This window comes from Oceanobacillus sp. B139/18 (assembly GCF_055524595.1).
In genome coordinates this window covers 184927-211071 of sequence record NZ_JBVFXI010000003.1, presented here as the reverse complement: position 1 = coordinate 211071, position 26145 = coordinate 184927, and the positions used below count along the sequence as shown (strand labels likewise).

26 protein-coding genes and 1 tRNA gene are annotated in these 26145 nt (G+C 40.2%); 17 read left to right on the top strand and 10 right to left on the bottom strand.

Going from position 1 to position 26145, the window contains the following annotated elements; genetic code table 11:
• The first annotated feature begins 29 nt into the window (after positions 1-29).
• From whiA to ACZSMY_RS11460, 3 genes are all read left to right on the top strand, one after another.
• Positions 30-980, top strand: a complete 951-nt coding sequence (whiA, locus tag ACZSMY_RS11470) for a DNA-binding protein WhiA (RefSeq protein WP_042530265.1) — start codon at positions 30-32, stop codon at positions 978-980.
• Between the two features lie 127 nt (positions 981-1107).
• On the top strand, positions 1108-1365 hold the full coding sequence (locus ACZSMY_RS11465) for an HPr family phosphocarrier protein (RefSeq protein ID WP_042530267.1): 258 nt from the start codon (positions 1108-1110) through the stop codon (positions 1363-1365).
• 408 nt (positions 1366-1773) lie between these two features.
• Positions 1774-2076, top strand: a complete 303-nt coding sequence (locus tag ACZSMY_RS11460; RefSeq protein ID WP_052484915.1) for a leucocin A/sakacin P family class II bacteriocin — start codon at positions 1774-1776, stop codon at positions 2074-2076.
• A gap of 173 nt (positions 2077-2249) precedes the next feature.
• Here ACZSMY_RS11460 and ACZSMY_RS11455 read toward each other — a convergent pair.
• A tRNA-Arg gene (locus tag ACZSMY_RS11455) sits at positions 2250-2325 on the bottom strand.
• Between the two features lie 270 nt (positions 2326-2595).
• Here ACZSMY_RS11455 and clpP point away from each other — a divergent pair.
• Positions 2596-3180, top strand: a complete 585-nt coding sequence (clpP, locus tag ACZSMY_RS11450) for an ATP-dependent Clp endopeptidase proteolytic subunit ClpP (RefSeq protein WP_040978891.1) — start codon at positions 2596-2598, stop codon at positions 3178-3180.
• A gap of 76 nt (positions 3181-3256) precedes the next feature.
• On the opposite strand, the gene ACZSMY_RS11445 is transcribed toward clpP, so the two are convergent.
• The 3 genes from ACZSMY_RS11445 to ACZSMY_RS11435 all read right to left on the bottom strand — a co-directional run bounded on the left by ACZSMY_RS11445 (position 3257) and on the right by ACZSMY_RS11435 (position 4834).
• Positions 3257-3799, bottom strand: coding sequence for a shikimate kinase (locus ACZSMY_RS11445; RefSeq protein WP_042530395.1), 543 nt, complete (start codon positions 3797-3799; stop codon positions 3257-3259).
• Positions 3800-3827: 28 nt separating this feature from the next.
• The gene (locus ACZSMY_RS11440; protein WP_042530397.1) at positions 3828-4223 is read right to left on the bottom strand and encodes an RNase H family protein; all 396 of its coding nucleotides are present in this window, start codon (positions 4221-4223) and stop codon (positions 3828-3830) included.
• Between the two features lie 107 nt (positions 4224-4330).
• Complete coding sequence (locus ACZSMY_RS11435; protein WP_042530400.1) at positions 4331-4834, bottom strand: FixH family protein; 504 nt, start codon at positions 4832-4834, stop codon at positions 4331-4333.
• 141 nt (positions 4835-4975) lie between these two features.
• Between ACZSMY_RS11435 and ACZSMY_RS11430 the strand changes: the two genes are divergently transcribed.
• The 10 genes from ACZSMY_RS11430 (at position 4976) to ACZSMY_RS11385 (ending at position 15992) form a co-directional block, all read left to right on the top strand.
• Positions 4976-5860 (top strand): fumarylacetoacetate hydrolase family protein, encoded by an 885-nt coding sequence (locus ACZSMY_RS11430; RefSeq protein WP_042530402.1) that lies wholly within the window; start codon positions 4976-4978, stop codon positions 5858-5860.
• 78 nt (positions 5861-5938) lie between these two features.
• Positions 5939-7234, top strand: coding sequence for an RNA polymerase factor sigma-54 (gene rpoN, locus ACZSMY_RS11425; protein ID WP_465147791.1), 1296 nt, complete (start codon positions 5939-5941; stop codon positions 7232-7234).
• On the top strand, positions 7227-7454 hold the full coding sequence (locus ACZSMY_RS11420; RefSeq protein ID WP_052484923.1) for a glutaredoxin family protein: 228 nt from the start codon (positions 7227-7229) through the stop codon (positions 7452-7454). Before rpoN ends, ACZSMY_RS11420 begins: the two co-directional genes overlap by 8 nt.
• A 798-nt stretch (positions 7455-8252) precedes the next feature.
• The gene (locus ACZSMY_RS11415; RefSeq protein WP_042530408.1) at positions 8253-9272 is read left to right on the top strand and encodes a sugar-binding transcriptional regulator; all 1020 of its coding nucleotides are present in this window, start codon (positions 8253-8255) and stop codon (positions 9270-9272) included.
• 48 nt (positions 9273-9320) lie between these two features.
• Positions 9321-10328 carry a type I glyceraldehyde-3-phosphate dehydrogenase gene (gene gap, locus ACZSMY_RS11410; RefSeq protein WP_042530410.1) on the top strand — a complete coding sequence of 336 codons (1008 nt, stop codon included), beginning with the start codon at positions 9321-9323 and terminating at the stop codon, positions 10326-10328.
• 175 nt (positions 10329-10503) lie between these two features.
• Positions 10504-11685 (top strand): phosphoglycerate kinase, encoded by a 1182-nt coding sequence (locus ACZSMY_RS11405; protein WP_193063371.1) that lies wholly within the window; start codon positions 10504-10506, stop codon positions 11683-11685.
• Positions 11686-11712: 27 nt separating this feature from the next.
• Complete coding sequence (gene tpiA, locus ACZSMY_RS11400; protein WP_042530413.1) at positions 11713-12468, top strand: triose-phosphate isomerase; 756 nt, start codon at positions 11713-11715, stop codon at positions 12466-12468.
• Entirely contained in the window at positions 12465-14003 is a 1539-nt protein-coding gene (gpmI, locus tag ACZSMY_RS11395) for a 2,3-bisphosphoglycerate-independent phosphoglycerate mutase (protein ID WP_042530415.1), read from the top strand. The genes tpiA and gpmI overlap by 4 nt, the downstream gene beginning before the upstream one ends.
• A 29-nt stretch (positions 14004-14032) precedes the next feature.
• On the top strand, positions 14033-15322 hold the full coding sequence (eno, locus tag ACZSMY_RS11390; protein WP_042530417.1) for a phosphopyruvate hydratase: 1290 nt from the start codon (positions 14033-14035) through the stop codon (positions 15320-15322).
• A gap of 166 nt (positions 15323-15488) precedes the next feature.
• Complete coding sequence (locus ACZSMY_RS11385; RefSeq protein ID WP_289584404.1) at positions 15489-15992, top strand: hypothetical protein; 504 nt, start codon at positions 15489-15491, stop codon at positions 15990-15992.
• Between the two features lie 109 nt (positions 15993-16101).
• On the opposite strand, the gene ACZSMY_RS11380 is transcribed toward ACZSMY_RS11385, so the two are convergent.
• From ACZSMY_RS11380 to ACZSMY_RS11365, 4 genes are all read right to left on the bottom strand, one after another.
• Complete coding sequence (locus tag ACZSMY_RS11380) at positions 16102-17460, bottom strand: FAD-binding oxidoreductase (protein WP_465147790.1); 1359 nt, start codon at positions 17458-17460, stop codon at positions 16102-16104.
• Positions 17461-17492: 32 nt separating this feature from the next.
• Complete coding sequence (locus ACZSMY_RS11375; protein WP_465147789.1) at positions 17493-18866, bottom strand: YjiH family protein; 1374 nt, start codon at positions 18864-18866, stop codon at positions 17493-17495.
• Between the two features lie 28 nt (positions 18867-18894).
• Entirely contained in the window at positions 18895-20211 is a 1317-nt protein-coding gene (locus tag ACZSMY_RS11370; RefSeq protein WP_465147788.1) for an aspartate aminotransferase family protein, read from the bottom strand.
• Positions 20212-20628: 417 nt separating this feature from the next.
• The gene (locus ACZSMY_RS11365) at positions 20629-21402 is read right to left on the bottom strand and encodes a class I SAM-dependent methyltransferase (RefSeq protein WP_244882334.1); all 774 of its coding nucleotides are present in this window, start codon (positions 21400-21402) and stop codon (positions 20629-20631) included.
• Positions 21403-21563: 161 nt separating this feature from the next.
• Here ACZSMY_RS11365 and ACZSMY_RS11360 point away from each other — a divergent pair, with 161 nt between their 5' ends.
• The gene (locus ACZSMY_RS11360; RefSeq protein ID WP_042530430.1) at positions 21564-21974 is read left to right on the top strand and encodes a GNAT family N-acetyltransferase; all 411 of its coding nucleotides are present in this window, start codon (positions 21564-21566) and stop codon (positions 21972-21974) included.
• A 53-nt stretch (positions 21975-22027) separates the two neighbouring features.
• On the opposite strand, the gene ptsP is transcribed toward ACZSMY_RS11360, so the two are convergent.
• Both ptsP and ACZSMY_RS11350 read right to left on the bottom strand, forming a co-directional pair.
• Complete coding sequence (ptsP, locus tag ACZSMY_RS11355) at positions 22028-23743, bottom strand: phosphoenolpyruvate--protein phosphotransferase (RefSeq protein WP_193063389.1); 1716 nt, start codon at positions 23741-23743, stop codon at positions 22028-22030.
• A 123-nt stretch (positions 23744-23866) separates the two neighbouring features.
• Positions 23867-24775: an alpha/beta hydrolase gene (locus tag ACZSMY_RS11350; RefSeq protein WP_341173215.1), complete on the bottom strand. Its 909-nt coding sequence runs from the start codon at positions 24773-24775 to the stop codon at positions 23867-23869.
• A gap of 225 nt (positions 24776-25000) precedes the next feature.
• Between ACZSMY_RS11350 and secG the strand changes: the two genes are divergently transcribed.
• Together secG and ACZSMY_RS11340 are read left to right on the top strand one after the other, a co-directional pair.
• Positions 25001-25237 carry a preprotein translocase subunit SecG gene (gene secG, locus ACZSMY_RS11345; RefSeq protein WP_374705727.1) on the top strand — a complete coding sequence of 79 codons (237 nt, stop codon included), beginning with the start codon at positions 25001-25003 and terminating at the stop codon, positions 25235-25237.
• Positions 25238-25386: 149 nt separating this feature from the next.
• Positions 25387-26133, top strand: coding sequence for an alpha/beta hydrolase (locus ACZSMY_RS11340; RefSeq protein WP_193063393.1), 747 nt, complete (start codon positions 25387-25389; stop codon positions 26131-26133).
• Positions 26134-26145: the final 12 nt, after the last annotated feature.

The following is a 26145-nucleotide window of genomic DNA, read 5'->3' as shown; positions in this document are numbered from 1 at the left end:
TGTTCGAAAAGGGGAAGGAGCGTGATACAATGTCCTTCGCATCAGATATTAAGAAAGAACTAACCGCTATTCAATCGGATTCTTGCTGTCAGTTTGCTGAACTAGCTGCATTAGTTCGAATGAATGGCGTTATTTCTATATCAAAGCAAGGTTATGTACTGGATGTTCAAACAGAGAATGCAGCAATTGCAAGGCGTATTTACACATTAATCAAACAAAATTATACGTTGCCGGTGGAGCTGCTTGTCCGTAAAAAAATGAAGCTGAAGAAAAATAATGTATATATCGTCCGTATGAAAAATGGTGTTCAATCTTTATTAGAGGATTTGAATCTAATGGAAAATCAATACCAGATTGTCCGGACCATTTCAGAGAAATACTTAAGAAAAGAATGCTGCCGAAAAGCATATTTACGCGGAGCGTTTTTAGCTGGCGGGTCAATGAATAACCCGGAAACCTCCTCCTATCATTTGGAGATTTTTAATTATTATGAGGAGCATGCAGAAGCATTAAAAACATTGTTTAATGCATATGATTTACATGCAAGAACCTTAGAGCGCAAAAATGGTTATATCGTCTACATCAAAGAAGCCGAAAAAATTACTACGTTTTTAAGTGTCATTGGAGCACATCAAGCATTATTAAAATTTGAAGATGTACGCATTGTCCGTGATATGCGTAATTCTGTCAATAGACTGGTGAATTGTGAAACCGCGAACTTAAATAAAACCATCGGCGCAGCATTCCGTCAAATTGAAAACATTAAATTGATTGAACGGACAGTTGGATTGGATCAGCTGCCGGAAAAATTACAGGAAATAGCTAAGCTCCGTATTCAATATGAAGAAGTTTCCTTAAAAGAATTAGGGGAACTTGTTACCAGCGGGACGATTTCTAAATCAGGCGTGAATCATCGTTTGAAAAAAATTGATGAATTTGCAGAGAAAATCAAACGTGGTGAACTGCAGCTTGGTAATTAATGCTAGTATCCGAAGAATATGATATAATGCAGTAAATATCATGGAACATCGCCGAAAGAAAGACGCAGAATTTTTTCTGCTTCCTAAAAAAATGGAGGCGTTTACTTAAGACAGGAGAGTGAATTTATTGGTTGAGAAAACAGTGAAAATCGAATTAGATTCAGGACTACAAGCGAGGCCAGCTGCCTATTTTGTACAAGAGGCCAATCGATTTGATTCACACATATTTTTAGAGAATGATCATAAAAAGGTTAATGCCAAAAGCATTATGGGATTAATGAGCCTGGCTCTGACAAAAGGAGAAGAAATCAAGCTTATTATCGAAGGAGAAGATGAAGAAGAGGCGCTGGAATATTTAACAAGCCTTGTACGTGAAAAAGTTTAAAGCTATCCGTATAACGAACTTTGCTTTATTTAACAGATAAACAAAGCACCAAATAGTAAAACCTCAGCTAAAAAAGTCCTTCTTAAAGGCGAGTTACATTGCTCAATTTTAAGGGGGCTTTTATTTATATAGCATTATATAATTTCTGGTGCACCTATAAGTATTACAATTTGACTGCTTCAAATATAAATAAACTTAATTTTCTGTTATTAAAAAGTGACTTCATTTCCATAGAAACAGGAGTTGACCGTATCTTGGATAAATCCCTATCTAAATAATAGAAGGTGAAGTGTAAAGCGCCGCTGCGGCGGACTATTTTGCTTTCCATTCTTCATGGTAACTTGTTGAATCTTCGCAAAAGTTATGTTAGGTTGAGAGACAAATCATTATATAAAGGGAGTGCCTGTGATGAAAAAGAGAATGAAATTAGGGTTAGCAGCCTTAACGTTAGGATTATCCGCTATTTCAACCTCAGGAGTTCAAGCAGCCTCGACAGATTATGGAAATGGTGTTCATTGCGATGAAAAAACTTGTTCAGTAAACTGGAGCGAAACATTTCAACAATCAACAGATAGAGCGATAGAAAGCTGGGCAACGGGACTGACATCAGCGCCTGCTAAAGCTAAATCTGCTATTGAGTCCAACTATAAATCAAGTAATGATTCTAACCGGCCAGAGTCAGGTACGACAACTGGCAGTCCCTCTTTTTAATTAGGCAAGGGGTATCACGGTATCACATATAGGAAAATAGAGTATTCATTCGCAACCGAGTGGAAAAGCCTGGCGGTGTTTGAGGAAAGATAGCACCAAACTTCTGGAAGACAGAAAAAAAGACAAGGGAAGCAAACATCTTTATCCCTTGTCTTTTTATTAACTTTATCTAGCGCGCCCAGAGGGATTCGAACCCCCGGCAAACCTGGTACCGGAAACCAGTGCTCTATCCAGCTGAGCTATGGGCGCATCTCATTGAATTAAAAACACAATCTTAATTATACATAGGAAGTTCCTTTGAGACAAGTCCTTTTTATATAATTTAGATGAAAAATTATTTTATGCGTCTTTCAATAAGTTTAAATGGTTCATGTTTAACAAACATAAAATCGGGAAGGATGGTTAAAGTAGAAATTTGGTGAAACTTTTTGTTTGACCTTCATTGACCAATGAGCTATCATATAAAGTATAGAAAAAATCATCAGCCATTAACGTTGGCAACTTAAGGAGGATTTTTAAATGAATTTAGTACCTACAGTTATTGAACAAACAAATCGTGGTGAACGCGCATATGATATTTACTCCCGCTTATTAAAAGACCGGATTATTTTACTTGGCAGCGGCATTGATGACAATGTAGCCAACTCTATTGTAGCACAGCTTTTATTCTTAGAAGCAGAAGATCCAGGAAAAGATATCTCTTTATATATTAATTCTCCTGGTGGTTCTATCACAGCTGGTATGGCTATTTTTGATACCATGAACTTTATTAAGTCAGATGTATCTACCATCTGTATCGGTATGGCAGCTTCTATGGGTGCTTTCCTGCTTAATGCCGGAGAGAAAGGCAAACGTTTTGCATTGCCAAACAGTGAGATTATGATTCACCAGCCTTTAGGCGGTACGCAGGGACAGGCAACAGATATTGAGATTCATGCAAATCGAATTATCGAGATTAAAAAACGTATGAACCGCATCATGTCTGAAAATACTGGTCAGCCTTTAGAAGTTATTGAACGTGATACAGAGCGTGATAAATTCATGAGTGCAGAACAGTCTAAAGAATATGGCATCATAGATGATATCTTTGAGCGCAAAGCGTAAACATTAATAAATCATGAAATCGAAAAAAACAGGCTAGGGTGACCTTAGCCTGTTTTTTACGTGCAATTTCTTGTTTTTAAGCGTAAAGCTCCCATGCTAATTTTAAGGAATCGGCAATATAATCTGCAATTTCTTCAATTTCTTGATTATCTGTCACTACACGGGAGTGATGCTGTCCATAAATTGGCTGCCTATCATCAAAAAGCTGTTTGATTTCCTCCATATTCTTCCCCTGTAGAACGGGGCGGCTGTCAATCAGCAGGCTGATTCGATCCTTCCAGCTGTCCCAAGACAGGTCGAGAAAGAATATTGTAGTGGTTGCGAGACAGACATCCTGTACTTCTTTTTGAAGAAAAGCGCCGCCGCCTAAAGAGATAACCTTTAATTTCTTATGGCATATTTCAGAAATAATTTCTTTTTCATGTTGACGGAAGACGGCTTCTCCATATTTCGCAAAAATCTCTTTCGGAGGCATTCCGAATCTGCGCTCAATTTCTTCATCGATATCAATAAAATCACGATACAGTTTTTTGGCAACAGCTTGACCAATGGTTGTTTTTCCAACACCCATAAATCCAATTAGTACAATACTTTGTTCCTTTAATGGTATTTCTCTCATATGACATTCCCCCTCGTCATCCAGCACGTTACGATGATTGCTGATGGATTGCTTTTCTTGCCAATTGGTCTGCTCTGCTATTTTCTTTTTCCGGTATCCATTTAATAAATAAGAATGGAAAGTCTGCTGCTTCAGCCTGGATGATTTCAAGCAAAGGAAGAAATTGTTTGTTTTTGGTTCGTCCTTTATCAATCACGTCTGCGGCTACTTTAGAGTCAGTTCGAAAAGATAAGATTTCTTCAGGGAAGTTCATCTTACAAATTTTTAATGCTTCTATGATAGCGTGAAACTCGGCTTCATGATTGGACATATAAGGTAAGGGGACAGTATATTCCAGCTTCTTTTCCCCAGCCTTTATATAAATGCCGGCTCCGCTTTTTTCTGTATTCACGTTTGTAGCGCCGTCTGTATAAACCTGAATCAAAGCATATCCCCCCGCCAAATCGTTCTTTTCTATATTCATATTATAACGAATTTTAAATCAAAAAGGAATGCGTGCGGGCCAGGAATGGCTTGAAAAATGATGCTAAATTATTCCTCTTCCTGATTATGTTCGTCTGCATCATGACCGTGTTCATGGTGCTCATGATCCATCTCATCATGGGCTTCTTCTTCCGATGGCTCTGCATCACCGGCAATAACCGTTTTCAATGGCATGACATGCAGCTCCCTTGCGGTAGTATGAGCATACATTTCATAAACTGCTTCTTCTTCAAAGGTAAAGCTGGCTGTATAGGTGCCGTCCTCTTGATGAACGCCTTCGATTTCCACACTGTCATCCGCATGCCCCTGTGTCCATACCTCAAATAACACTTCACGAGCATCTTCTACAGGCTCGTCGTCAAAGGTGACATGAGCTGTTAAATCAATGGTTTCTCCGACTTCAACATGCTCCGGCACATCGAAATCTACTTCCAGAACAGGCAGTTCCATGGAATCCGTGTCATCTTCCTCTGCTGTATCCGCTTCATTATTTGAGCAAGCAGCTAAAGCAGCCATCAGAACGATGAGGATAAAAAATATTTTTTTCTTCATTATTATGTATACCCCTCTCTATTATTGTCTCCCGACACCTAGTATAGCATGACCAGCCAAAGGAGAGGTTGAATAAATTATGACATATTTATTCCTTTCCAACTCTAACTCTACTATAATGAGGGAAAGGGAGGAATAGACATGAAACTAGTAGCTTATCGGAAAAACAAAGATGAAAATTATCGTGTTGGTGTTTTAACAGATGCGGAATCCATTGCAGATGTGGAAAGCCTGTCGCAGCAATTTGGAGGAAAATCACTTCCTGCGAATCCTAGTGAATTTTATGCACATGCATCCGAATACATAGAAGCGTTGCAGAAAATACTTCCAGAAACGGGCAGATATGAAAACCTTTCCCTTCAGGATGTGCAATTGGGAATGCCGCTCGGAGAAGCGAGAAAGGTTATTTGCGTTGGAAAAAACTATCAGGAGCATGTTCATGAAATGAAATCAGATATACCTGATTTTCCTGTTTTATTTGCGAAATTTGATAATGCTATTATTGGACCGGAGGATGATATTTATTATCCTTCAATAACTGAAAAATTAGATTATGAAGCAGAATTAACCATTGTCATTGGAAAAACAGCTTCTAAAGTGAAAAAAGAAGATGCTTTTGATTATATTGCCGGCTATACCCTTGCCAATGATACCTCCGCACGTGATTTGCAAAAACGGACGCCGCAATGGCTGCAGGGGAAATCACTGGATCATACCACGCCGGTAGGGCCATGGGTTGTGACAAAGGAGGAAGTGGATAATCCGCATGAATTAGCTATCCGCTCCTATGTAAATGGGGAGGTGCGCCAGTCTTCTAATACAGCGCATCTTATTTTTGATATCCCTTTCCTTATAAATTTTATTTCTGAAATCATGACGCTGGAGCCGGGAGATATTATTTTAACCGGAACGCCGCATGGTGTCGGTTTAGCAATGGAGCCATCCGGCCTGCTTCAGGAAGGAGACCGGGTGAAGTTAGAAGTAGAAGGAATTGGAACTATGGAAAACCAGGTGAAGAAAGTATAATATCTGTATAGGGTAATACAGGGAACGGCAGCAATACGAAAAAAATGATTTCCTACTGAAATGCATGGAGGTTAAAGCATGCAGCAGAGTCTGGTGTTAAAGCAAGCATTAGCTTGGAAAATGAATCAATCGCTTCATCAATCCATTGAAATCCTGCAGCTCTCTGGTATTGAATTATATGATCATGTACAAAGAATTGCTGAAGAGAATCCTTTGATTGAGGATATCCGTCCCATTGATCAGCAGGTGCTCAGTCAATTTCATGGAGAGACAAACGCATTTGAAAATATGAATGCTTCGAAAAAAAATATGTACGAGCAATTAAAAGAGAATGTGTACATGCTTTCTATTTCGGAGGAAAATTTAAAACAGGCGGTTCTTTTTGGAATTGATTCCTTAAATGAAAATGGCTATCTGGATATTACTATGGAAGAGTGGGCTTCCGGCTGTCAGTTATCCATGGAAGAAATAGAACAGGCTCTATCCTATTTACAATCCCTTGAGCCGCCGGGAATTGGAGCCCGGAGCTTACAGGAGTGTATCCAACTGCAATTAAAAGAAATGGATTGTGATTATCCCTTTTTAGAGGAGCTTTTTGAAAATGATTTGGTCCTGATAGCCGAGGAGGATGCCCAGGCTTTAGCTGAAGCCTACGGGATTACAGAAGAGGAAGCTGGCAGATTAATTTCGAATATGAAGCTTTGTCATCCGAATCCGGGTAAATTATTGGAGGAAGAAGAGACAGAATATATTATTCCGGAAGCGGCAGTGTTGAAGGAAAAGGGAGAGTGGCAGCTGTCCTTTTTCAATTGGTCAAGCCCTACTATTCAGCTTCGGGATGATATCCTGCAGGCTGATATGCCGAAAGAGGGAGCAGACTTTTTGAAGGAGAAGAAGAAGGAGATAGAGATGCTGGAGCAGGCGATCCAATACCGTGGGAAGACCTTGGAGCAGGTTTTGCATATTATTGTCAATAAACAATTATCCTTTTTTGAAGAAGGGATAACGGCATTAAAACCGTTAACCCTTCAGGAGATAGCGGATGTATTGGATCTGCATGTTTCAACGATCAGCCGGACCATCAGCAATAAATATCTGCAGACAAGTTTTGGTATCCTCCGAGTCAAATATTTATTGCAGCGTGAATCCCGGAAAGGGGGAGGAGTCGCCCGTGTGGTTGCGAAGCAATATGTACAGCAAATAATTGCGGAGGAAGACCAGACCCGCCCGCTTTCTGATGAAAAAATCCGCAGGAAACTGGAAGAGCTGTATCAGGTGCATGTAGCAAGAAGAACGGTGATGAAATACCGGGAAGAGCTGGGTATTCCCTCTTCCTCCAAGCGCAAAAGGAGAACGAGCAGAAATAATGATTAAATTTTATACAAAAACGAATTGTCCGCTATGTGAAGAAGCGAAGGGGTTATTAGATTTACTGAACACAGCTCCTATTCCTGTCGAGGAAATAGATATTTATCAATCAGATGATTTACTGGAAACGTATCAATTAATGATTCCTGTCATCGTTTATAAGAATAATGAATTATATGGAAATGATATCAGCATAGAAAATATCAGCAGACTGTTAGCTGAATAAAGGAAAAGGCATTCTCTAAAGCAAATGTAAGTGCTTTAGAGAATGCCTTTTTATTATATACTCAACTTTCACACATTAAAAAGTAACTTTATTTCCATAGAAACAGGAGTTGATTGTTCCTTCGCTAACACCCTTGATAAAGATATAGAAGGTGAAGTGTAAAGCGCCGCTGCGTCGGAAAGCGAGAGTGGTTGGCCGGAGCGGAGCTATGCATCATCACTAATTCCCAAATGGACGGATATTTAACCAAAAAGCAAGCATGGTAATGGAGAACATGCTCACCCTGGAATAGCAAGATATATATGCTTATTCTTAGGTGCGAATGTTGAGTTATATAGAAGTACCCCTGTCTGGATGGAAGAACAGAATGTGTATGGTTAAACGCTTATCATGTATTTCGGGACATTATTGACCCGGAAGAAATGTTTCAGCGCATATAAACATTAAAATTTTGTAAACATTCGATTCTGTGTTTAAGTTCATATGCAATGGGAATAGTAAACTGTATGCCTTTTTATGCTATAAGATTTAGCAGATGTTTTGGTAAGGAGGTAACCACACCCCGGGACATAATTGCTCTTCATCACAAAAGTATAACGAAAACACTCCTATGCTTTTTCGCATTTAACTGGCGGCAGGACAGGTTCCTTGTTTTTTAGACAAAAGGGGTGCGAAACAGCCTTATTTTCAAGAGTTTTTCTTTGCTTTTGATAAGAGGTATGTTATAATACAAATGAATCGGGACATAAAACAACCACATGGGACGTTTTCAATCCCGTATGGAGGAGAATGGTTAATATGGAATCCATCATGGCCCTACAGAGAAAAATCGTACCTGAATTGGTAAGTTTGATGCAGGAAAGGTACACGTTATTACAGCATGTGCATTTACATCAGCCGATTGGAAGACGGGCATTAGCAGAAAGTACAAATTTAACAGAGCGGCATGTTCGCGGAGAGATTGATTTTCTGCATGAACAAGGTTTAGTCGAAGTGACCTCCAAAGGTATGTTTATTACCAATGAGGGAAAAGTAGTTCTAGATCAGTTAGCTGCTTTGATTGGAGATATGTCCCGGTTAGAAAATCTGGAGGATCAGTTAAAACGCACCTTGTCTATTGATAATGTGATTGTAGTGCCTGGTGATAGTGATCATAACCCTCAAATCAAGGCAGAGATGGGAAAAGCATGTGTGACGCATTTGCAATCTACTCTGCAGAAAAACAATACCGTTGCCGTGACAGGCGGAAGCACCATAGCGGCAGTAGCTGATGCAATGAAACCATTGCCAGAGGGAACGGATGTATTATTTGTTCCAGCAAGAGGCGGCATTGGCGAAAAGGTGGAGAATCAAGCATCACGTATTGTTTCAGAGATGGCAAGAAGGTCAAATGGCCAGTATAGAATGCTTTATGTACCAGATCCAATCAGTGATTCCACATATGAATTAATTATTCAGGAACCACATGTGATTGATGCGTTAGCTGTCATAAAAAATGCTGACATTGTTTTACACGGTGTTGGTGATGCGCTGCGCATGGCAGAACGAAGAAGGTCTTCCGAAAAAGTAATTGATGTATTGGAGTCAGAAAATGCTGTTTCAGAAGCGTTTGGTTATTACTTTGACGCAGATGGACGCGTCGTTTACAAAGTAAAAACAGTGGGACTGCAGCTGGAGGATATGGATGAATCCAAGCATATCATTACGGTTGCCGGAGGCTCATCAAAGGGACATGCCATTCATTCTTACTTTAAACAAGGGAAGAGCAATTTGCTGATAACCGATCAAGGTGCTGCAGAAAAGATATTAAGAGGATAACCTCTTTATATAAATAAAAAAACAAGAAATTCTTAGGAGGAATTTAATATGACTGTAAAAGTTGGTATTAACGGCTTTGGAAGAATTGGACGTAACGTATTTCGTCAATCTTTAAAAAATGACCAAGTGGAAATCGTGGCAATCAATGACTTAACAGATGCTAACATGCTTGCACACTTATTGAAATATGATTCTGTTCACGGCAAACTAGAAGAAGAAATCAGTGTAAATGGTTCTAATCTTGTTGTTGACGGAAAAGAAATCAACGTACTTTCTGAACGTGATCCAGAAAACCTTGGATGGGGAGACCTTGGCGTAGAAATCGTTATCGAATCTACTGGTATCTTCACAGAAAAAGAAGCTGCAGAAAAGCATATTAAAGCAGGAGCGAAAAAAGTTATCATCTCTGCACCAGCTAAAGGTGAAGACTTAACAATCGTTATGGGTGTTAACGATGATAAATATGATCCAGCTCAGCACCATGTTGTATCTAACGCATCTTGTACAACAAACTGCTTAGCGCCATTCGCTAAAGTATTAAATGATAACTTTGGCATCAAACGTGGATTAATGACTACTATCCACTCTTATACAAATGACCAGCAAATCCTTGATTTACCGCATAAAGACTATCGTCGTGCGCGTGCAGCTGCTCAAAACATCATCCCTACTTCAACTGGAGCTGCAAAAGCAGTAGGTTTAGTATTACCGGAACTTAATGGTAAATTAAATGGTAACGCAGTACGCGTTCCAACTCCAGATGGTTCATTAACTGACTTAGTTGCAGAGCTTGATAAAGAAGTAACTGTTGAAGATGTAAACAATGCAATGAAAGAAGCTGCTCAAGGACCGCTTAAAGGAATTCTTGAGTATACAGAAGATCCAATCGTTTCTTCTGATATCGTAGGAAACAACCACTCTTCTATTTTCGATTCTCTATCTACAATCGTAATGGAAGGCAACCTGGTTAAAGTTGTTTCTTGGTATGATAACGAAATGGGTTACTCCAGCCGTTGTGTAGACTTAGCTGTATTCATGGCTGAAAAAGGACTGTAAAATAATAATTGACGTTCGTTGTAAGGCAAGCCTCTCCGAACGGTATGAAATAGAGGAGGGAGCAATTCCTCCTCTATTTTCATTTTAGAACATTCATTTTTGTAGAATTAGCAGGAATGCAAGATAAAATGGTATAATAACAAGAGTTGCATATACCAAACTAGGAGGGATTCCGTTGAACAAGAAAACCATTGCTGATTTACAAGTAGAAGGGAAACGCGTATTTTGCCGTGTCGATTTTAACGTGCCTTTAAAAGACGGTGAAATTACGGACGATACGCGTATTCGTGCTGCATTGCCAACGATCCGTGAGCTGACGGATAAAGGAGCAAAACTTATTTTAGCGAGCCATTTAGGGCGTCCAAAAGGAACTGCTGTGGATGAACTTCGTTTAGACCCGGTAGCAAAACGTTTAAGTGAACTCTTAAACAAAGAGGTTCTTAAAACGGATGAAGTCTACGGAGAAGAAGTGAATAAAGCCATCGACCAATTGAACAATGGCGATGTGTTATTAATTGAAAATGTTCGTTTTGAAGCTGGTGAAGAGAAGAACGATCCAGAGCTTGTTGATGCCTTCGCTAAAATGGCAGACGTATATGTCAATGATGCATTCGGAGCGGCACATCGTGCACATGCTTCCACAACAGGTATTGCTACAAAGCTTCCAGCCGCGGCAGGACTATTAATGGAAAAAGAAATTGAAGTTCTTGGACAAGCATTGGAAGATCCGGCACGGCCATTTACAGCCATTATCGGCGGAGCAAAAGTAAAAGATAAAATCAATGTGATTGATAACTTGCTTGATAAAGTGGATAATTTGATTATTGGCGGCGGATTAGCTTATACGTTTGTAAAAGCGTTAGGCCATGAAATTGGGAAGTCATTATTAGAAGAAGATAAAATGGATTTAGCAAAAGAATTCATGCAAAAAGCGAAAGACAAAGGCGTTAACTTTGTATTGCCGACAGATGTTGTCGTAGCTGATGATTTCTCAGAAGATGCAAATACAAAAAATGTAGGTATTGATCAAATCCCTGCTGATTGGGAAGCGTTGGATATCGGCATTCAAACACGCGAAGAATATGCTTCGATTATCAAAGAATCTAAACTGGTTATTTGGAATGGACCAATGGGTGTATTTGAATTAAATGCATTTGCCGGCGGTACAAAAGCTGTTGCTGATGCAGTAGCAGAAACAGAAGGATTCTCTGTTATCGGCGGAGGAGACTCTGCAGCAGCAGTAGAAAAATTCGGTCTGGCAAGTGAAATGAATCATGTATCTACAGGCGGAGGAGCTTCCTTGGAATTTATGGAAGGAAAAGTTCTGCCGGGAGTAGACGCACTTAACGATAAATAATAAATTTAGAATGGATGAGGTGAGCGCATGCGGAAAGTAGTTATTGCGGGAAACTGGAAAATGAATAAAACATTAGCAGAAGCAACTGATTTTATGGATGCTGTGATTCCAAAAGCTCCAGGCGGGAATACAGAAGCAATTGTTTGTGCACCTTTCGTACATTTACCTGCTCTTGTTGAAAAAGCAAAAGGGTCCAATGTAAAAGTTGCTGCTCAAAACATGCACTTTGAAGAATCAGGTGCTTTTACTGGGGAAGTGAGCCCAGTTATGTTAACAGATATCGGTGTAACGCATGTCGTTATTGGACACTCCGAGCGTCGTGAGTATTATGCAGAAACAGACGAATCTGTTAACCAAAAAACAAAAGCTGCCTTTGCACATGGCTTAACTCCAATTGTTTGTGTAGGTGAAACGTTAGAACAGCGCGAAGCAAACGAAACAATGAATGTTGTCGGCGGCCAGGTGAAAAAAGCATTAGCAGGATTATCGGATGAACAGGTAACACAGACGATTATTGCTTATGAACCAATTTGGGCAATCGGAACAGGGAAAACAGCTTCCAGTGAAGATGCCAATGAAGTTTGTGCAAAAACACGTAAGGTAATTGCAGAAGTTACTTCCGGAGACATTGCTGATCAAGTTGTTATTCAATACGGCGGAAGCGTTAAGCCGGCGAACATTGATGAGTTGCTTTCTCAATCAGATATTGACGGCGCACTAGTCGGCGGCGCAAGCTTAGAGCCTGAATCATTTGTTCAATTAGTGGAGGCAGGTACAAAATGAGTCAAGATAAATTAGCTGCATTAATTATTCTGGATGGCTTTGCGATCCGCGATGAAGAAAAAGGAAATGCAGTCAAGCAAGCAAACACACCGAATTTTGATCGCTATTGGAATGCTTATGCCCATAACCAGTTGACAGCGTCTGGAAATGCTGTTGGCCTGCCAGAGGGGCAAATGGGTAATTCTGAAGTGGGTCACTTAAATATTGGAGCAGGCCGCATTGTTTATCAAAGCTTGACACGTGTGAATCTGTCGATTGAAGAAGGCGACTTTTTTGAGGTAGAAGAGCTTGTGAATGCTGTAAAACATGCGAAAGAAAAGGGCAAAGCATTGCATCTTTTCGGTCTGTTATCTGATGGCGGTGTACACAGCCACATCAACCACCTGTTTGCGTTATTAAAAATGGCAAAACAGTATGATTTAGAAGAAGTATATGTACATGCATTTTTAGACGGACGTGATGTTGGTCCGCAAACTGCCGGTGAATATCTGCAGCAGACAGAGGATAAAATGAAAGAGCTTGGCGTAGGTAAAATTGCAACGGTATCCGGTCGTTATTATTCCATGGACCGTGATAAGCGCTGGGATCGTGTGAAAAAAGCATATGATGCTATGGTTTATGGCGAAGGACCTTCTTATCATAGTGCTGCAGAAGTGGTTGAAGACAGCTACAAGAACGAAATCTATGATGAATTTGTTATTCCGTCTGTGATTACAGATGAAAATGACAAGCCTGTGGCAACAATTCAGGACGAAGACGCGATTGTCTTTTACAATTTCCGTCCTGACCGTGCAATTCAAGTTTCCAGAACGTTTGCGAATGAGGATTTCCGAGATTTCGACCGCGGCGAGAGCGCTCCGAAAAATCTTGAATTCGTCATGATGACCAACTTCAGTGAAACGGTAGATGGCCATGTTGCATATAAACCAGTTAATCTCGACAATACCGTTGGGGAGGTTCTGGAACAGAATAAGCTTAACCAATTACGTATTGCCGAAACAGAAAAATATCCGCATGTTACCTTCTTTATGAGCGGCGGACGTGAAAAAGAATTTGAAGGCGAAAAACGGATTCTGATTGATTCGCCCAAAGTAGCAACCTATGATTTGCAGCCAGAAATGAGCGCTTATGAAGTAACAGATGCTTTATTAAAAGAACTGGATGCTGGAACCCAAAACGCCATTCTTTTAAACTTTGCAAACCCGGATATGGTTGGACATTCCGGAATGCTGCAGCCAACCATCGATGCGATTGAAGCAGTAGACGAATGTCTGGGTAAAATCGTTGATAAAATTACAGAGTTAGGCGGACATGCGATTATTACCGCTGACCACGGGAACTCTGATGAGGTTATCACCTTGGAAGATCAACCGATGACTGCTCACACAACCAACCCGGTTCCTGTTATCGTGACAAAAGATGACGTAACATTGCGGGATGGCGGTATTCTTGCCGATTTAGCACCAACCTTATTAGATTTACTTGATGTAGAGAAACCGGAAGAAATGACTGGTTCATCCTTAATTAAAAAATAAAAATAAATGTTATTAAAGGAGAGAAAATAATGCCATATATTACTGACGTATACGCAAGAGAAGTATTAGACTCAAGAGGTAACCCGACTATTGAGGTAGAAATTTTCACAGAATCTGGAGCTTTTGGCTCTGCAATCGTACCAAGCGGTGCTTCTACAGGGGAATATGAAGCGGTAGAACTTCGCGATGGCGATAAAGATCGTTATTTAGGAAAAGGCGTTGAAAAAGCGGTTGAAAACGTTAATGAAATCATCGCTCCTGAATTAATCGGTTTAGATGCAACACGTCAAAACATCATTGATGCATTAATGATCGATTTAGATGGTACAGAAAATAAAGGGAAATTAGGTGCAAATGCTATCCTGGGCGTATCGATGGCAGCAGCTCGTGCAGCAGCGAATCACCTGGAAGTGCCTTTATACAACTATCTTGGCGGATTCAATGCCAAAACGCTTCCAACACCAATGATGAACATCTTAAACGGTGGAGAGCATGCGGATAACAACGTGGATATCCAAGAATTCATGATTATGCCTGTAGGCGCTGATTCTTTCAAAGAAGCATTGCGCACTGGTGCTGAAATCTTCCACGCATTGAAAAAAGTATTAGGATCTAAAGGCTACAATACAGCTGTTGGGGACGAAGGCGGATTTGCTCCAAACCTTGGTTCCAACGAAGAAGCACTTCAAACCATTGTAGAAGCAATTGAAGCTGCCGGCTACAAACCAGGCGAAGAAGTGAAACTTGCAATGGACGTAGCTGCTTCTGAAATCTACAACGATGGTAAATACAACCTTAAAGGAGAAGGCGTGGTACGTACTTCGGAAGAAATGGTTGACTGGTATGAAGAAATGATTTCAAAATACCCAATCATCTCAATTGAAGATGGTTTAGATGAAAACGACTGGGACGGCTTCAAAGTATTAACAGACCGTCTTGGTGATAAAGTACAGCTTGTAGGTGACGACCTATTTGTTACAAACACTGCTAAACTTTCCAGAGGTATCGAGCAAGGCATCGGCAACTCAATCCTTGTTAAAGTGAACCAAATCGGTACACTTACGGAAACATTTGAAGCAATCGAAATGGCGAAACGCGCTGGCTACACAGCTGTTATCTCTCACCGCTCTGGTGAAACAGAAGATACAACCATCGCTGATATCGCAGTTGCAACAAATGCCGGTCAAATCAAAACAGGAGCTCCATCCCGTACAGACCGCGTAGCAAAATACAACCAGTTACTTCGCATTGAAGATGAACTAGCTGGCATGGGCGAGTATGGCGGATTGACTTCTTTCTATAACTTGGCTGATAAATAATAAATCAGTTTACATGCAGAACCCTCTGTTTACGATGATAAATTCATTGTAGGCAGGGGGTTTTTATTGTGTTGAAAATTCGGGTATACATAGAGTAGCAAGGGTATGAAGTTAGCGTTTCGTATAAATAAATTTATTTAAAATTTGAAAACAAAGGAGGTATAACTTGCGTGAGCCCAAGTCCAGGTTAAATAAGTTATTTGATATTATCTTATTACTGGCAATCGTTGTAACAGTCATTATGTGGATATTTAATTTATCTTTTTCTTTACCGACTACCTTCGATAAGGTGGTTGAGGATAACGCGGGAACTACCGTAAATGACATTGAAAAAATAGAGATTGAAATGACTGGTGAAATACCAGAAGATTTTAATAATCTATCGGATTATATCCCTCCAGAGGATGAGAGAAGATTTGTGATGGAAGGGTCTGAGCAAATAAGCAAATATATTAATAGCGATTACAGGATATATCAGATAAATAGTGTAGATAGGGTGAAAGATGACAAAGAAAACGAGTATCTGATAGAGGTAGAATTAAGAAATGGGGACAGTTTATCCTATACAGTAGGAAAAGGCTATGTGATTGACAATGAAGGCGTTCCTTATGAGGTTTTAGATGATAAAAATGCATTATACAGAAACGTAATATCGTTATTTGAACACTAAAAACTTATAGGAATCAGCACGGTTATCACGAATAAAAGCAGCTATTCTCTAAAAGGGTTCAAAAGAATAACTGCCTTATTTTAGTCATTTACGGTAAAAAGGTTTATGTTTAAGAAAAAATCTTTCCTGGATTTAAAATCCCTTTAGGGTCATAAAGCTGCTTCGTGCGCCGCATCATTTCTAAAGCGGTGCCGTGCTCCGCTTCCTGAAATTTCTTCTTGCCAAGACCAACTCCATGTTCACCAGTACAGGTTCCGCCTGATTCAATGGCCAGCTTGACAATGGCATCATTGGTTTGCTCTGCCAATGCTTGTTCTCCATCTGCATTTGGATTAAACATAATGCTGGTATGGAAATTACCATCTCCAATATGCCCCCAGATTGCTCCTTTTAATCTGCTTGTATCCATGCTGTGACGGGTGAAAGAAACAAGCTTTGGGAGCTGAGAAATAGGAACACATACATCTCCGCCAATTTCCTTTAATTCTTTTAAATGTTGAAAGGAAACAGCTAATTTTACCCGCGCTTCCCAAAGCTTCTGTTTCTCGATCGGATCACTTGCTGCTGCCCAGTCCTCGCAGCCAAGCTCATGCATGATTTCGGAAGCGAGCTTTACCTCTTCCGCAACCGTATTTTTTGGCCCGGCAAACTCTAAAAATAAAGAATGGTTTACAGGGAAATCAAGTCCGCATTGCTCATTGATGATACCGATGCTGACAGAATCTATCAATTCCATCCGCATAACCGGGATGCCTTTTAATTGTATGGTTTGCGCTGCAATCGCACATAGCTCCGGTGTTTCAAAGGTACATCTTGCTACGGTTGAATATTCCGGGATGCCATAGAGTTTTAAGGTGATTTCTGTAATAATCCCCAATGTGCCTTCTGAGCCGGCAAAAAGGCTGGTTAAATGATACCCGGAAGAGGATTTTTTTGCTTTTGTTCCGGTATGAAAGGTCATTCCATCAGCCAGTACCACCTCTAAATCCAGTAATTGATCTCTCATTACCCCGTATCGTACAGCTCTGGTTCCGCTCGCATTTGTAGCTGCCATGCCGCCGATGGTTGCATCGTAATCAGGACCTCCTGCAAAAAATAATCCTTGCTGACGGACAAACTGATTCAATTCACTTTTCATCAATCCCGGCTGTACGGTAATACGCATATCCTCTGGAGAAAAGTCCAAAATCTGATTCATGTTTCGAAAATCGAGACTGATTCCTTTTTGTACAGGAATAGCCTGTCCTTCCAAACCGGAGCCTGCCCCATAGGCGGTCACAGCTATCTGATATTTGGAAGCGATACGAAGGATCATTTGTATATCTTTCTTTGATTCCGGAAAACATACCACATCCGGGGTCACTGCTTCATGAATCGATTCATCCTTGCTGTGCTTTTTTAATTCGGATTCCTGCTGCGTTACTTTTTCCCTGCCTAATTGTTCGTAAAGTTTTTCAACATATAACAAAATCTATCCACCTGCCAGTTGTTCACTAAAAATTAATAAATCATATGTGCGATTAAAGCAATAATCGGTAATGAAATAAGGGTACGTTCAATAAAAATAACGAGTAAGTGCCATAATTTAACCGGTATTTTTGAAATCAGCAACAGGGTGCCCATCTCTGTTAAATAAATGATTTGAACTAACGATAAAGCACCAATCACAAATCGTGTTATCTCGGCTTCAATTCCAGAGGCCAGCACAGCTGGTAAAAACATATCAATAAAGCCAATAATGGATGCTGGTGCAGCAGCTGCCGCTTCAGGAATCTGCAATAGATATAAAAGCGGAATCATCGGCTGGGAAATCCAATGGAAAACAGGTGTGAATTCAGCAATAATAAGAGCTATGGTTCCAATCGCCATGACTTGCGGCAATAAAACGAAAATAATTCCCAGAAATATTTCAGAGCCCTGCTTTAATTGATCTGTTAACGTGCCTGCTTTTTTTGCTCTTCTGACAGCCTGATCAACTCCCCATTTAAGCGGGGAAGTGTTTGCTGGAATTTCTTCTTGGAAATGACTTTCTTTATAATACGTATCCGGAATTCTGGAAACAGGCGGAATTCTCGGAATAATGATGGCACTTATGACTCCTGCAATGACAATCGTTAAATAAAAGACAGGAAACATATGTCCAACATTCAGCATATTCGCGATGACGAGACAGAATGGCAGAGAGACGGTTGAGAAGCAGGTTGTAATTGCTGCTGCTTCACGTCCTGTATAAAATCCATCCTGATATTGCTCTCTTGTAAGAACAACTCCAACATTGACATTTCCGACCCATGACGCCAATAAATCAATGGCAGAACGGCCCGGCAGTGTAAATAATGGTTTAATGACTTTCCGAAGTAATGTCCCCACAAATTCCATCGCCCCAAAATTAATGAGATAAGGCAAGAGATAGGAGGCTACAAAAAACCAGACAATCAAGGTTGTCAATAATCCGAACATCACTTGCCCGGTAATTTCGGAATGGATAAATGTAATCCCGGCTCCGAAGAATGTCATCACAGCGAAAATAGTTCCGAGCACTCGGACAACCATCCAGAAAAAAGATACATTAAATAAGGATGAAAGAAACTCTGAATTTACGATAAATGCTGGCTTTAGCAGCATTGCAATGAGCGTAAGAACAGTAGAAATAACCATTGTAAATGTAATGATACCAGGCAGGAGGTTCTCCAGCTGTTCAATAAGAAATTCAGTTATAATGCCCAGCGGTATATTAAACGTATCTCCATCGACGATGGGAAAAAGAAATATAAAAATACCAAATAAGGAGGGCAGCAAAAATTTCAGGAAATCTTTTTTGGAATGTTTTTCGGACACGGTATGCTCTTCTGTTTGTTCACTATTATGGTTCAATGGTCTACCTCCTTATAAAAACGTGAGCTTATTTTTCGTTTTGAACAGCAGTCAATGCCTCTTCAAGTACTTTTATTCCTTCATCTACTTGTGCTTTTGTTACCGTTAATGGAGGAATCATCCGGATAATTTCCCCGGCATTTCCGCATAAATAGAAGAGAACACCTTTCTCTAGACAGCTGTTTAATACATTCATCACGGCTTCTCCGTCAGGTTCACCGGTTTCTGCATCTTTTAGCGCAATTCCAATCATTAATCCAACACCGCGAACATCATGAATAATCGAAAATTTATCTTTTAACTGTATCAGCTGGTTAAGGGCGTAATCCCCGACAGTACGTGCATTTTCAAGAAGTTTTTCTTCCTTGATGACTTCAATGGATGCCCGTGCTGCTGCGCAGGCGATAGGATTTCCGCCGAAAGTCGTTGCGTGGGACCCCATTGGCCATTGGTCCATTAATTCCTTGGAAGCAATTGTTACGCCAAGCGGCATCCCTGCTGCAATTCCTTTTGCAACAGCCATGATATCTGGTGTCACGTCAAAGGTTTGGGCTGCAAACCAGTTTCCTGTCCTGCCAAACCCGGTCTGTACTTCATCAAAAATTAATAAAATCCCATGCCGGTCACAAATCTCCCGCATTTTCTTCAGCCATGATTTAGGCGGGATAACATAGCCGCCTTCACCTAACACAGGCTCTACAATCATACAGGCAACTTCTTCCGGGTCAACCTGATGACGGAATAAATTCGCTGCTTCTTTTTCAAGCTTTTCTGCAAAAAATACCTCCGGATCTTCCCCGGCCGGACAGTCTTCCGAATGTGCGTATGGAAGCTGGTAAGTTAACCAGGAAGGCTGAAGGTGTTTTCTATATTTACTTTTAGAGGTAGAAACACTGAGTGAGCCGATGGTCCGTCCGTGGAATCCGCCTGTGAAAGAAATTACATAAGGACGATTAGATACATGCTTTGTGAGTTTTAGGGCTCCCTCAATTGCTTCTGTTCCGCTATTTCCAAAAAAGAAATTGTCCAGCTTGGGCGGAAGTATTTCCTGAAGCTCTTCTGCCAATTTTAAAATAGATTCATAGATAATCACGCCGGATGGTCCATGAATCAAATGATCCGCGCTGTCTTTGATAGCCTGCACGACTTTGGGGTGACGGTGTCCAACATTTTCAACAGCGATCCCTGAAGTGAAATCTAAGTATTTTTTGCCGTCTGTCCCATAGTAATAACAGCCCTCTGCCTTTACAACAGGCAAGTTAGGATGGTCTTTTGCCATACTCGGAGCAAGGAAGTTTCCAATCGAATCAACTAAATGCTCCCAATCTTTTTGGTTTCTTTCCATTTTAAATCCTCCATTTCATTACATTGCGATAAAACGAAACTTCATTCAGTGGGAGTTTTCGCCCTTCTCCCGCTGAATGATTAGTTAAGTGATTCAGGGAGTTAGCGCCCGTTATCTCCCGCCTAAATAAATTTATTTTCGCTCTTTATTTTGAGGCGGGAGTTTTACGGGCGGTTCTCCGTGATAAAACAATTATTGCATAAGATGTATGATAAATATACATTATTATAAAAGACATAAAATATAATTTATCTAAGCTGTTTATAGTTATTTTTAAGGTTAGATGAAAAATAGCTTCGGTTAATTATAATACGTATTGTATAAATATACAATACGTATTTAATGGTTTTTTGAAAGAGAATAAAGGGGATATTATATCGGGCATTTGAGTAATAGAGATTCAACGATTCAGTATAGTTATTTCACTGCTTTAATCAATGTCCATCTGTCTTTTTCAACAACTTCTTCCATATCATCCCCAATCGAATAATCGATATAATCGCTTAAATACTGCAGCTCCTCATCTGATAATTCATGTAAAATACTTCGTCCCGTTCTGGATTGAATATCAGCGAGAAGTGCTCGTTTGTTTGGATATGTTTTTCTAATCTCCCAGAGGCGATGCGCTGTTATCTCTTTAAAACCAGCCTGTTGAAGACTTATTTTTATATCATCACTGGAGTATCTCCGTTTCTTTTCAAATTCTCTTAATTTCGGAAAAGCTTCAAAAAAGTATCCGCGGATGTGCTCTTTACTCCCTTCCAGTAAACAATCGTCCAATGTCCGGTCTTGAATAAGATAATAGCCATTGCTGTTTAATACCCTGTATGCTTCTGCAAATACGGAATCAAGATTTTTAAGATGATGGACCAATGCTCTGCTTAGTATCAAATCAACACTTTCCGATTCCAGGCCGGTTTTGTCTGCCAGCCCAAGCTGAAAAGAAATATTCGGGTACCTGCTGCAGTCTTTCTTCGCACCTTCTAATATTGGCTTGGAAGAATCGATGGCTAGGATAGATGGTATCCCGATAGCAGCTAAAGCTCTTGAATAAATTCCGCCTCCGCAGCCTATGTCCGCAGCATGGTGAATGGATGAAATATCAATGAGTTCTCTGATTTTTTCTTTCCACGCTGCATCCGCGTCCCGGCCAGTATAGCTGTACATATTATCTTTACTGTGAAAATCCAAAGCATTCCCTCCTTGAATGGTGTTGTTATCATTCATTATAGTCTTCTTTGTTATCTGTGGATAATCGTGTTTTTTAATCAAAGGAGATAAGAAAATATGATAGGAAATAGACTTAGATGGTAAAATAGAAGAAATAAATAGGATGAAAAGGATGGGAATCAATGAATGAACGTTATCAGATCAGTCATCAAACACCAGCAGTCGAAGCATTTAATGAGCTTCGTGTCGAGGCTGGATTAAGCAATAAAGAAAAAGCAGCGATTGAAATTGGGCTTCCTAATACGTTATTTGCTGTATCCATCTATGACGGTGATACGTTGATTGGGATGGGCAGAGTAGTGGGAGATGGGGGAATTGTTTTTCACGTAGTAGATATCGTGGTCAAACCAAGCTATCAGGGACAAGGGCTTGGAAAGGTCATTATGCAGGAGATTATGGCTTATTTAGATAACCATACCTACAAAGGCTCTTATGTCAGCTTGATTGCAGATATTCCCGCTGATAAATTATATGAACAGTTCGGCTTTCGTCATACGGCCCCGAATTCTGCGGGAATGGCGCGGATGTATTAATAAAAAACCCTGATTATTGTTGTGCAAACAATAATCAGGGTTTTTCAGTATACTTATTTATTAATCGTCTTCTCCGCTAATGCAACCACTTCTTCTGCAGTGCTTAAGGAAAGGAATTCATCTTTAAGTGCTGCAAGCTCTTTTTTGTTCAAGCTAAGAATCTGAGTTCTTGCCGGTAAGATAGAAGTTGCGCTCATGCTGAATTCATCCAGTCCAAGAGCAAGAAGCAATGGAATAGCAGTAGAATCTCCTGCCATTTCACCGCACATGCCTGCCCATTTGCCTTCTGCGTGAGCAGCTTCGATGACATTGTTTACCAGATTCAGGATAGCTGGGTGATATGGCTGATACAGATAAGAAACCTGTTCATTCATACGGTCAGCAGCCATCGTATATTGGATTAAGTCATTTGTTCCGATACTGAAGAAATCGACTTCCTTCGCAAATTGTTTTGCAATCACTGCAGTAGATGGAATTTCTACCATGATTCCTACTTCAATGTTGTCGGAAACTTTAACGCCATCTTTTTTAAGATTGTCTGTTTCTTCTAGCAATAACGCTTTTGCCTGACGGAATTCTTCCAATGTAGCAATCATCGGGAACATGATTTTCAGGTTGCCGTAAGCACTCGCACGCAGTAATGCACGTAATTGCGGGCGGAAGACATGTTCATTTTCCAGACAGAAACGAATTGCACGGAATCCTAAGAACGGGTTCATTTCATGCGGCATATCTAAGTAGCTGATTTCCTTATCGCCGCCGACATCAAGTGTTCTTACAACGACAGGCTTGTCTCCCATTTTTTCTAATACAGCTTTATAAGCTTCAAATTGAACATCTTCGGAAGGCAATTCAGAGTTACCCATATAAAGGAATTCGGTACGATAAAGTCCGACGCCCTCGCCGCCATTATTAAGAACACCTTCTACATCATTCGGTGTACCGATGTTTGCAGCAAGCTCAACTTGTTCACCGTCTGCAGAGAAAGTAGGCTCATCCTTTAATTTTGCCCATTCTTCCTGCTGCTTAGCAAATGCAGCTTGTTTCGCTTCATATACTTTAATCTCTTCTTCTGTCGGATTGATGATAACTGTACCTTCAATGCCATCGACAATAATCTGGTCGTCCTTTTTCACAGCGCCGGTAATTTCTTTTGTACCTACCACAGCAGGAATTTCTAAGGAGCGGGCCATGATAGCAGAGTGAGAAGTTCTGCCGCCGATATCGGTTGCAAACCCTTTTACAAATTCACGGTTTAACTGAGCGGTGTCAGATGGTGTTAAATCTCTTGCGATAACAATCACTTGCTCATCAATTAAAGCAGGGTCCGGGAAGGTAACCTGAAGCAGGTGAGACATGACACGTTTGGTTACATCATGGATATCTGCTGCACGTTCGCGCATATATTCGTTATCCATGGCTTTAAACATGTCGATAAACATCGTAGCAACTTCGTCCAAGGCAGCTTCTGCGTTTACTTTATCATCGTTGATTTTATCTTTAATCGGATTAATCAGCTCTGGGTCTCCTAATACAAGCAAATGCGCAGAGAAAATTTCTGCATGCTCTTCCCCGAGTTCTTTTAATGTATGTGCTTTGATTTTTTCCAGTTCCTGTCTAGAAACTTCTAATGCGCTTTCAAGACGCTCAATCTCTTGTCCTGGATTATCAATAGACGTTTTTTCAAAATTTAAATCCGGGTCTTTCAGTTCGTATACTTTCGCAATGGCAATTCCACTAGATGCAGCAATTCCATTCAATTTTTTCATTATGAGAGCATCCTTTCTTTAATAAAACTATCTTATTAATTATAACATATCTATACTAAATTAGCGTGGGCTGACGTGCAAGTTTAAAGGGTTTTCTTCAATTGTTAAAATCAATATAATCCGTTATTTTTTACCAGCATTCTTCAGCCAATCTCCGATAAACGCATATACTTCCTCCCGGCAGGTATCATTTAATAATTCATGCTTTCCACCCTCGTAAACCTGAACGACAATATTCTCCAGGCCATTTTTTTGAAAGAGAGAAGCTGTTTTCCATACTCCCTTTCCATATTGACCAATAGGATCCTCGTCACCGCTGATAAGGAGAAGCGGAAGATTTTTACGTATGTTTTGATTGAGACTTTGCTTTCTGGTCTGATAGATACCTTCCAATAAATCATAGAAGAAACGGGCTGTCGGAATAAAGCCGGTATAGGAGTCTGCTTCATAAGCGTCTGCATATGCTTTTTCTCTTGTAAGCCATTCGTGTTTGTAATGCTTATCCTGTTTCATACTGTTCCCTAAAACGAGCTGATTCATGAGAGGAGAAGGTTTCCTTGACGGCAGGAGGGATGCTGCTGTTTTTCCTGCGGTGGCAAGAAGTCTGGAATAATGTCCTGTACCGGTTAATATTAATCCATCCATTTCATTACTATAATGCTGAATGAAATTCCGCATTAAAAAAGAACCCATGCTATGCCCCAAGAAGTAATAGGGAAGATGAGGAAAAGCTTTTTTTCCATATTGCATGATTTCATACAAATCTGTCACGACGCGCTGAAAACCATTTTTCTCTGTAAAGTAGCCTTGTATTCCTAAATCACCTGTTTTCCCATGTCCGCGATGGTCATTGCCGATCACGATGTAACCTAAAGAAGTGCAGCAGGAAGCGAAATCATGATAGCGTTCAATATGTTCCACCATGCCGTGGGCAATCTGCAGGATGCCAACAGGTCTTCTTTCCGGAAGCCATTGTTTGATATAGATGCGGGTTCCGTCAGACACTGTCAGCCAATCTGTTTTCATCTCCATGTTTTCTTCCCCCTTGGTATCATTAATCACGATGCTTTTTTATTTACGCGGGACTGCTACATTCATTATACGTTGAAGACGGGTTGTTGGACAAATTCAAATAAGGGATGAATCACGAGGGGTGTATAGTAAAGAAGTATTTCACAAATCAATCTTGCACAACAAATTCAAAGTATGATAAAGTATAAGATAGGGATTGTCGGAACATAGGAGGAGTATGAAAACATGTTGTTAACTGTGGTTAATGTGATATTAGTAATTGACGTTATCGTGATGATTGCACTTGTCTTATTGCAGTCTGGAAAAAGCGCTGGTCTTTCAGGAGCGATTTCCGGCGGTGCAGAGCAGTTATTTGGAAAACAGAAAGCACGCGGAATTGATTTGGTGCTTCATCGTATGACAATTGTTACAGCGGTGCTGTTCTTTTTATTAGCTTTCTTGGCAGCGTACGTATTACAATAAATGATATTCCTTATCACAGTAGTGTGGTAAGGTTTTTTTATTTTCGCTTTTCATAATACAGGGTATACTAGAAATGAATTGGGAAAAATGATTTCCCACAATTTAACGGACAGTTTTATTTTTCAAGAAGATGAAAGGAATGGATGATTGTGAAAATAAAGTTACCACAGCCGTTTACATTTGAAGCAGGAGAACGTGCTGTATTATTACTGCATGGATTTACCGGACACTCTGCAGATGTCCGCATGCTTGGGCGTTTTCTAGAAAAGAAAGGCTACACAAGCCATGCGCCGATTTATCGCGGACATGGACTGCCGCCGGAGGAATTGATCAAAAGTAATCCGGATCAATGGTGGGCAGATGTGAAAGCTGCTTTTAACCATCTGAAGGAACTTGGATATCAGGAAATTGCAGTTGCCGGTCTGTCTCTTGGAGGCGTATTAGGTTTAAAACTTGCCTATTCGGAGAAAATTAAAGGTATGGTATCCATGTGTGCTCCAATGTTTTTTGATAATGAGGAAGAACTGACCAAAGGATTCCGGGAATTCTCTAAAGAGTTTAAACAGCTGGAACAAAAGGACGAAGCGGTTATAAAAGAAGAAGTTGATACGATTATGGATAATTCCAAGAACCTCTTTATCGGTGTCAGGGACACAGTGAAGGAAGTAAAATCAAATATTGATATGATTTACACACCTACCTTAGTCGTACAGGCTGAAAAAGATCAAATGATTAATACAGACAGTGCGAATTATATTTATGACAATGTCGAATCCACACAAAAAGAAATCAAATGGTATGCTAATTCAGGCCACGTGATTACAATGGATAAAGAAAAAGATCAGCTTCACGAAGATATTTATGCGTTTTTAGAGAGCCTGGATTGGGAAGTATAAAGTAGAAAGATG

Coding starts and splice junctions, on each gene's coding strand:
- whiA (WP_042530265.1), top strand. CDS start 30: ATGTCCTTCGCATCAGATATTAAGAAAGAACTAACCGCTATTCAATCG.
- ACZSMY_RS11460 (WP_052484915.1), top strand. CDS start 1,774: ATGAAAAAGAGAATGAAATTAGGGTTAGCAGCCTTAACGTTAGGATTA.
- clpP (WP_040978891.1), top strand. CDS start 2,596: ATGAATTTAGTACCTACAGTTATTGAACAAACAAATCGTGGTGAACGC.
- ACZSMY_RS11445 (WP_042530395.1), bottom strand. CDS start 3,799: ATGAGAGAAATACCATTAAAGGAACAAAGTATTGTACTAATTGGATTT.
- ACZSMY_RS11435 (WP_042530400.1), bottom strand. CDS start 4,834: ATGAAGAAAAAAATATTTTTTATCCTCATCGTTCTGATGGCTGCTTTA.
- ACZSMY_RS11430 (WP_042530402.1), top strand. CDS start 4,976: ATGAAACTAGTAGCTTATCGGAAAAACAAAGATGAAAATTATCGTGTT.
- rpoN (WP_465147791.1), top strand. CDS start 5,939: ATGCAGCAGAGTCTGGTGTTAAAGCAAGCATTAGCTTGGAAAATGAAT.
- ACZSMY_RS11420 (WP_052484923.1), top strand. CDS start 7,227: ATGATTAAATTTTATACAAAAACGAATTGTCCGCTATGTGAAGAAGCG.
- ACZSMY_RS11415 (WP_042530408.1), top strand. CDS start 8,253: ATGGAATCCATCATGGCCCTACAGAGAAAAATCGTACCTGAATTGGTA.
- gap (WP_042530410.1), top strand. CDS start 9,321: ATGACTGTAAAAGTTGGTATTAACGGCTTTGGAAGAATTGGACGTAAC.
- tpiA (WP_042530413.1), top strand. CDS start 11,713: ATGCGGAAAGTAGTTATTGCGGGAAACTGGAAAATGAATAAAACATTA.
- gpmI (WP_042530415.1), top strand. CDS start 12,465: ATGAGTCAAGATAAATTAGCTGCATTAATTATTCTGGATGGCTTTGCG.
- eno (WP_042530417.1), top strand. CDS start 14,033: ATGCCATATATTACTGACGTATACGCAAGAGAAGTATTAGACTCAAGA.
- ACZSMY_RS11370 (WP_465147788.1), bottom strand. CDS start 20,211: ATGGAAAGAAACCAAAAAGATTGGGAGCATTTAGTTGATTCGATTGGA.
- ACZSMY_RS11360 (WP_042530430.1), top strand. CDS start 21,564: ATGAATGAACGTTATCAGATCAGTCATCAAACACCAGCAGTCGAAGCA.
- ptsP (WP_193063389.1), bottom strand. CDS start 23,743: ATGAAAAAATTGAATGGAATTGCTGCATCTAGTGGAATTGCCATTGCG.
- ACZSMY_RS11350 (WP_341173215.1), bottom strand. CDS start 24,775: ATGGAGATGAAAACAGATTGGCTGACAGTGTCTGACGGAACCCGCATC.
- secG (WP_374705727.1), top strand. CDS start 25,001: ATGTTGTTAACTGTGGTTAATGTGATATTAGTAATTGACGTTATCGTG.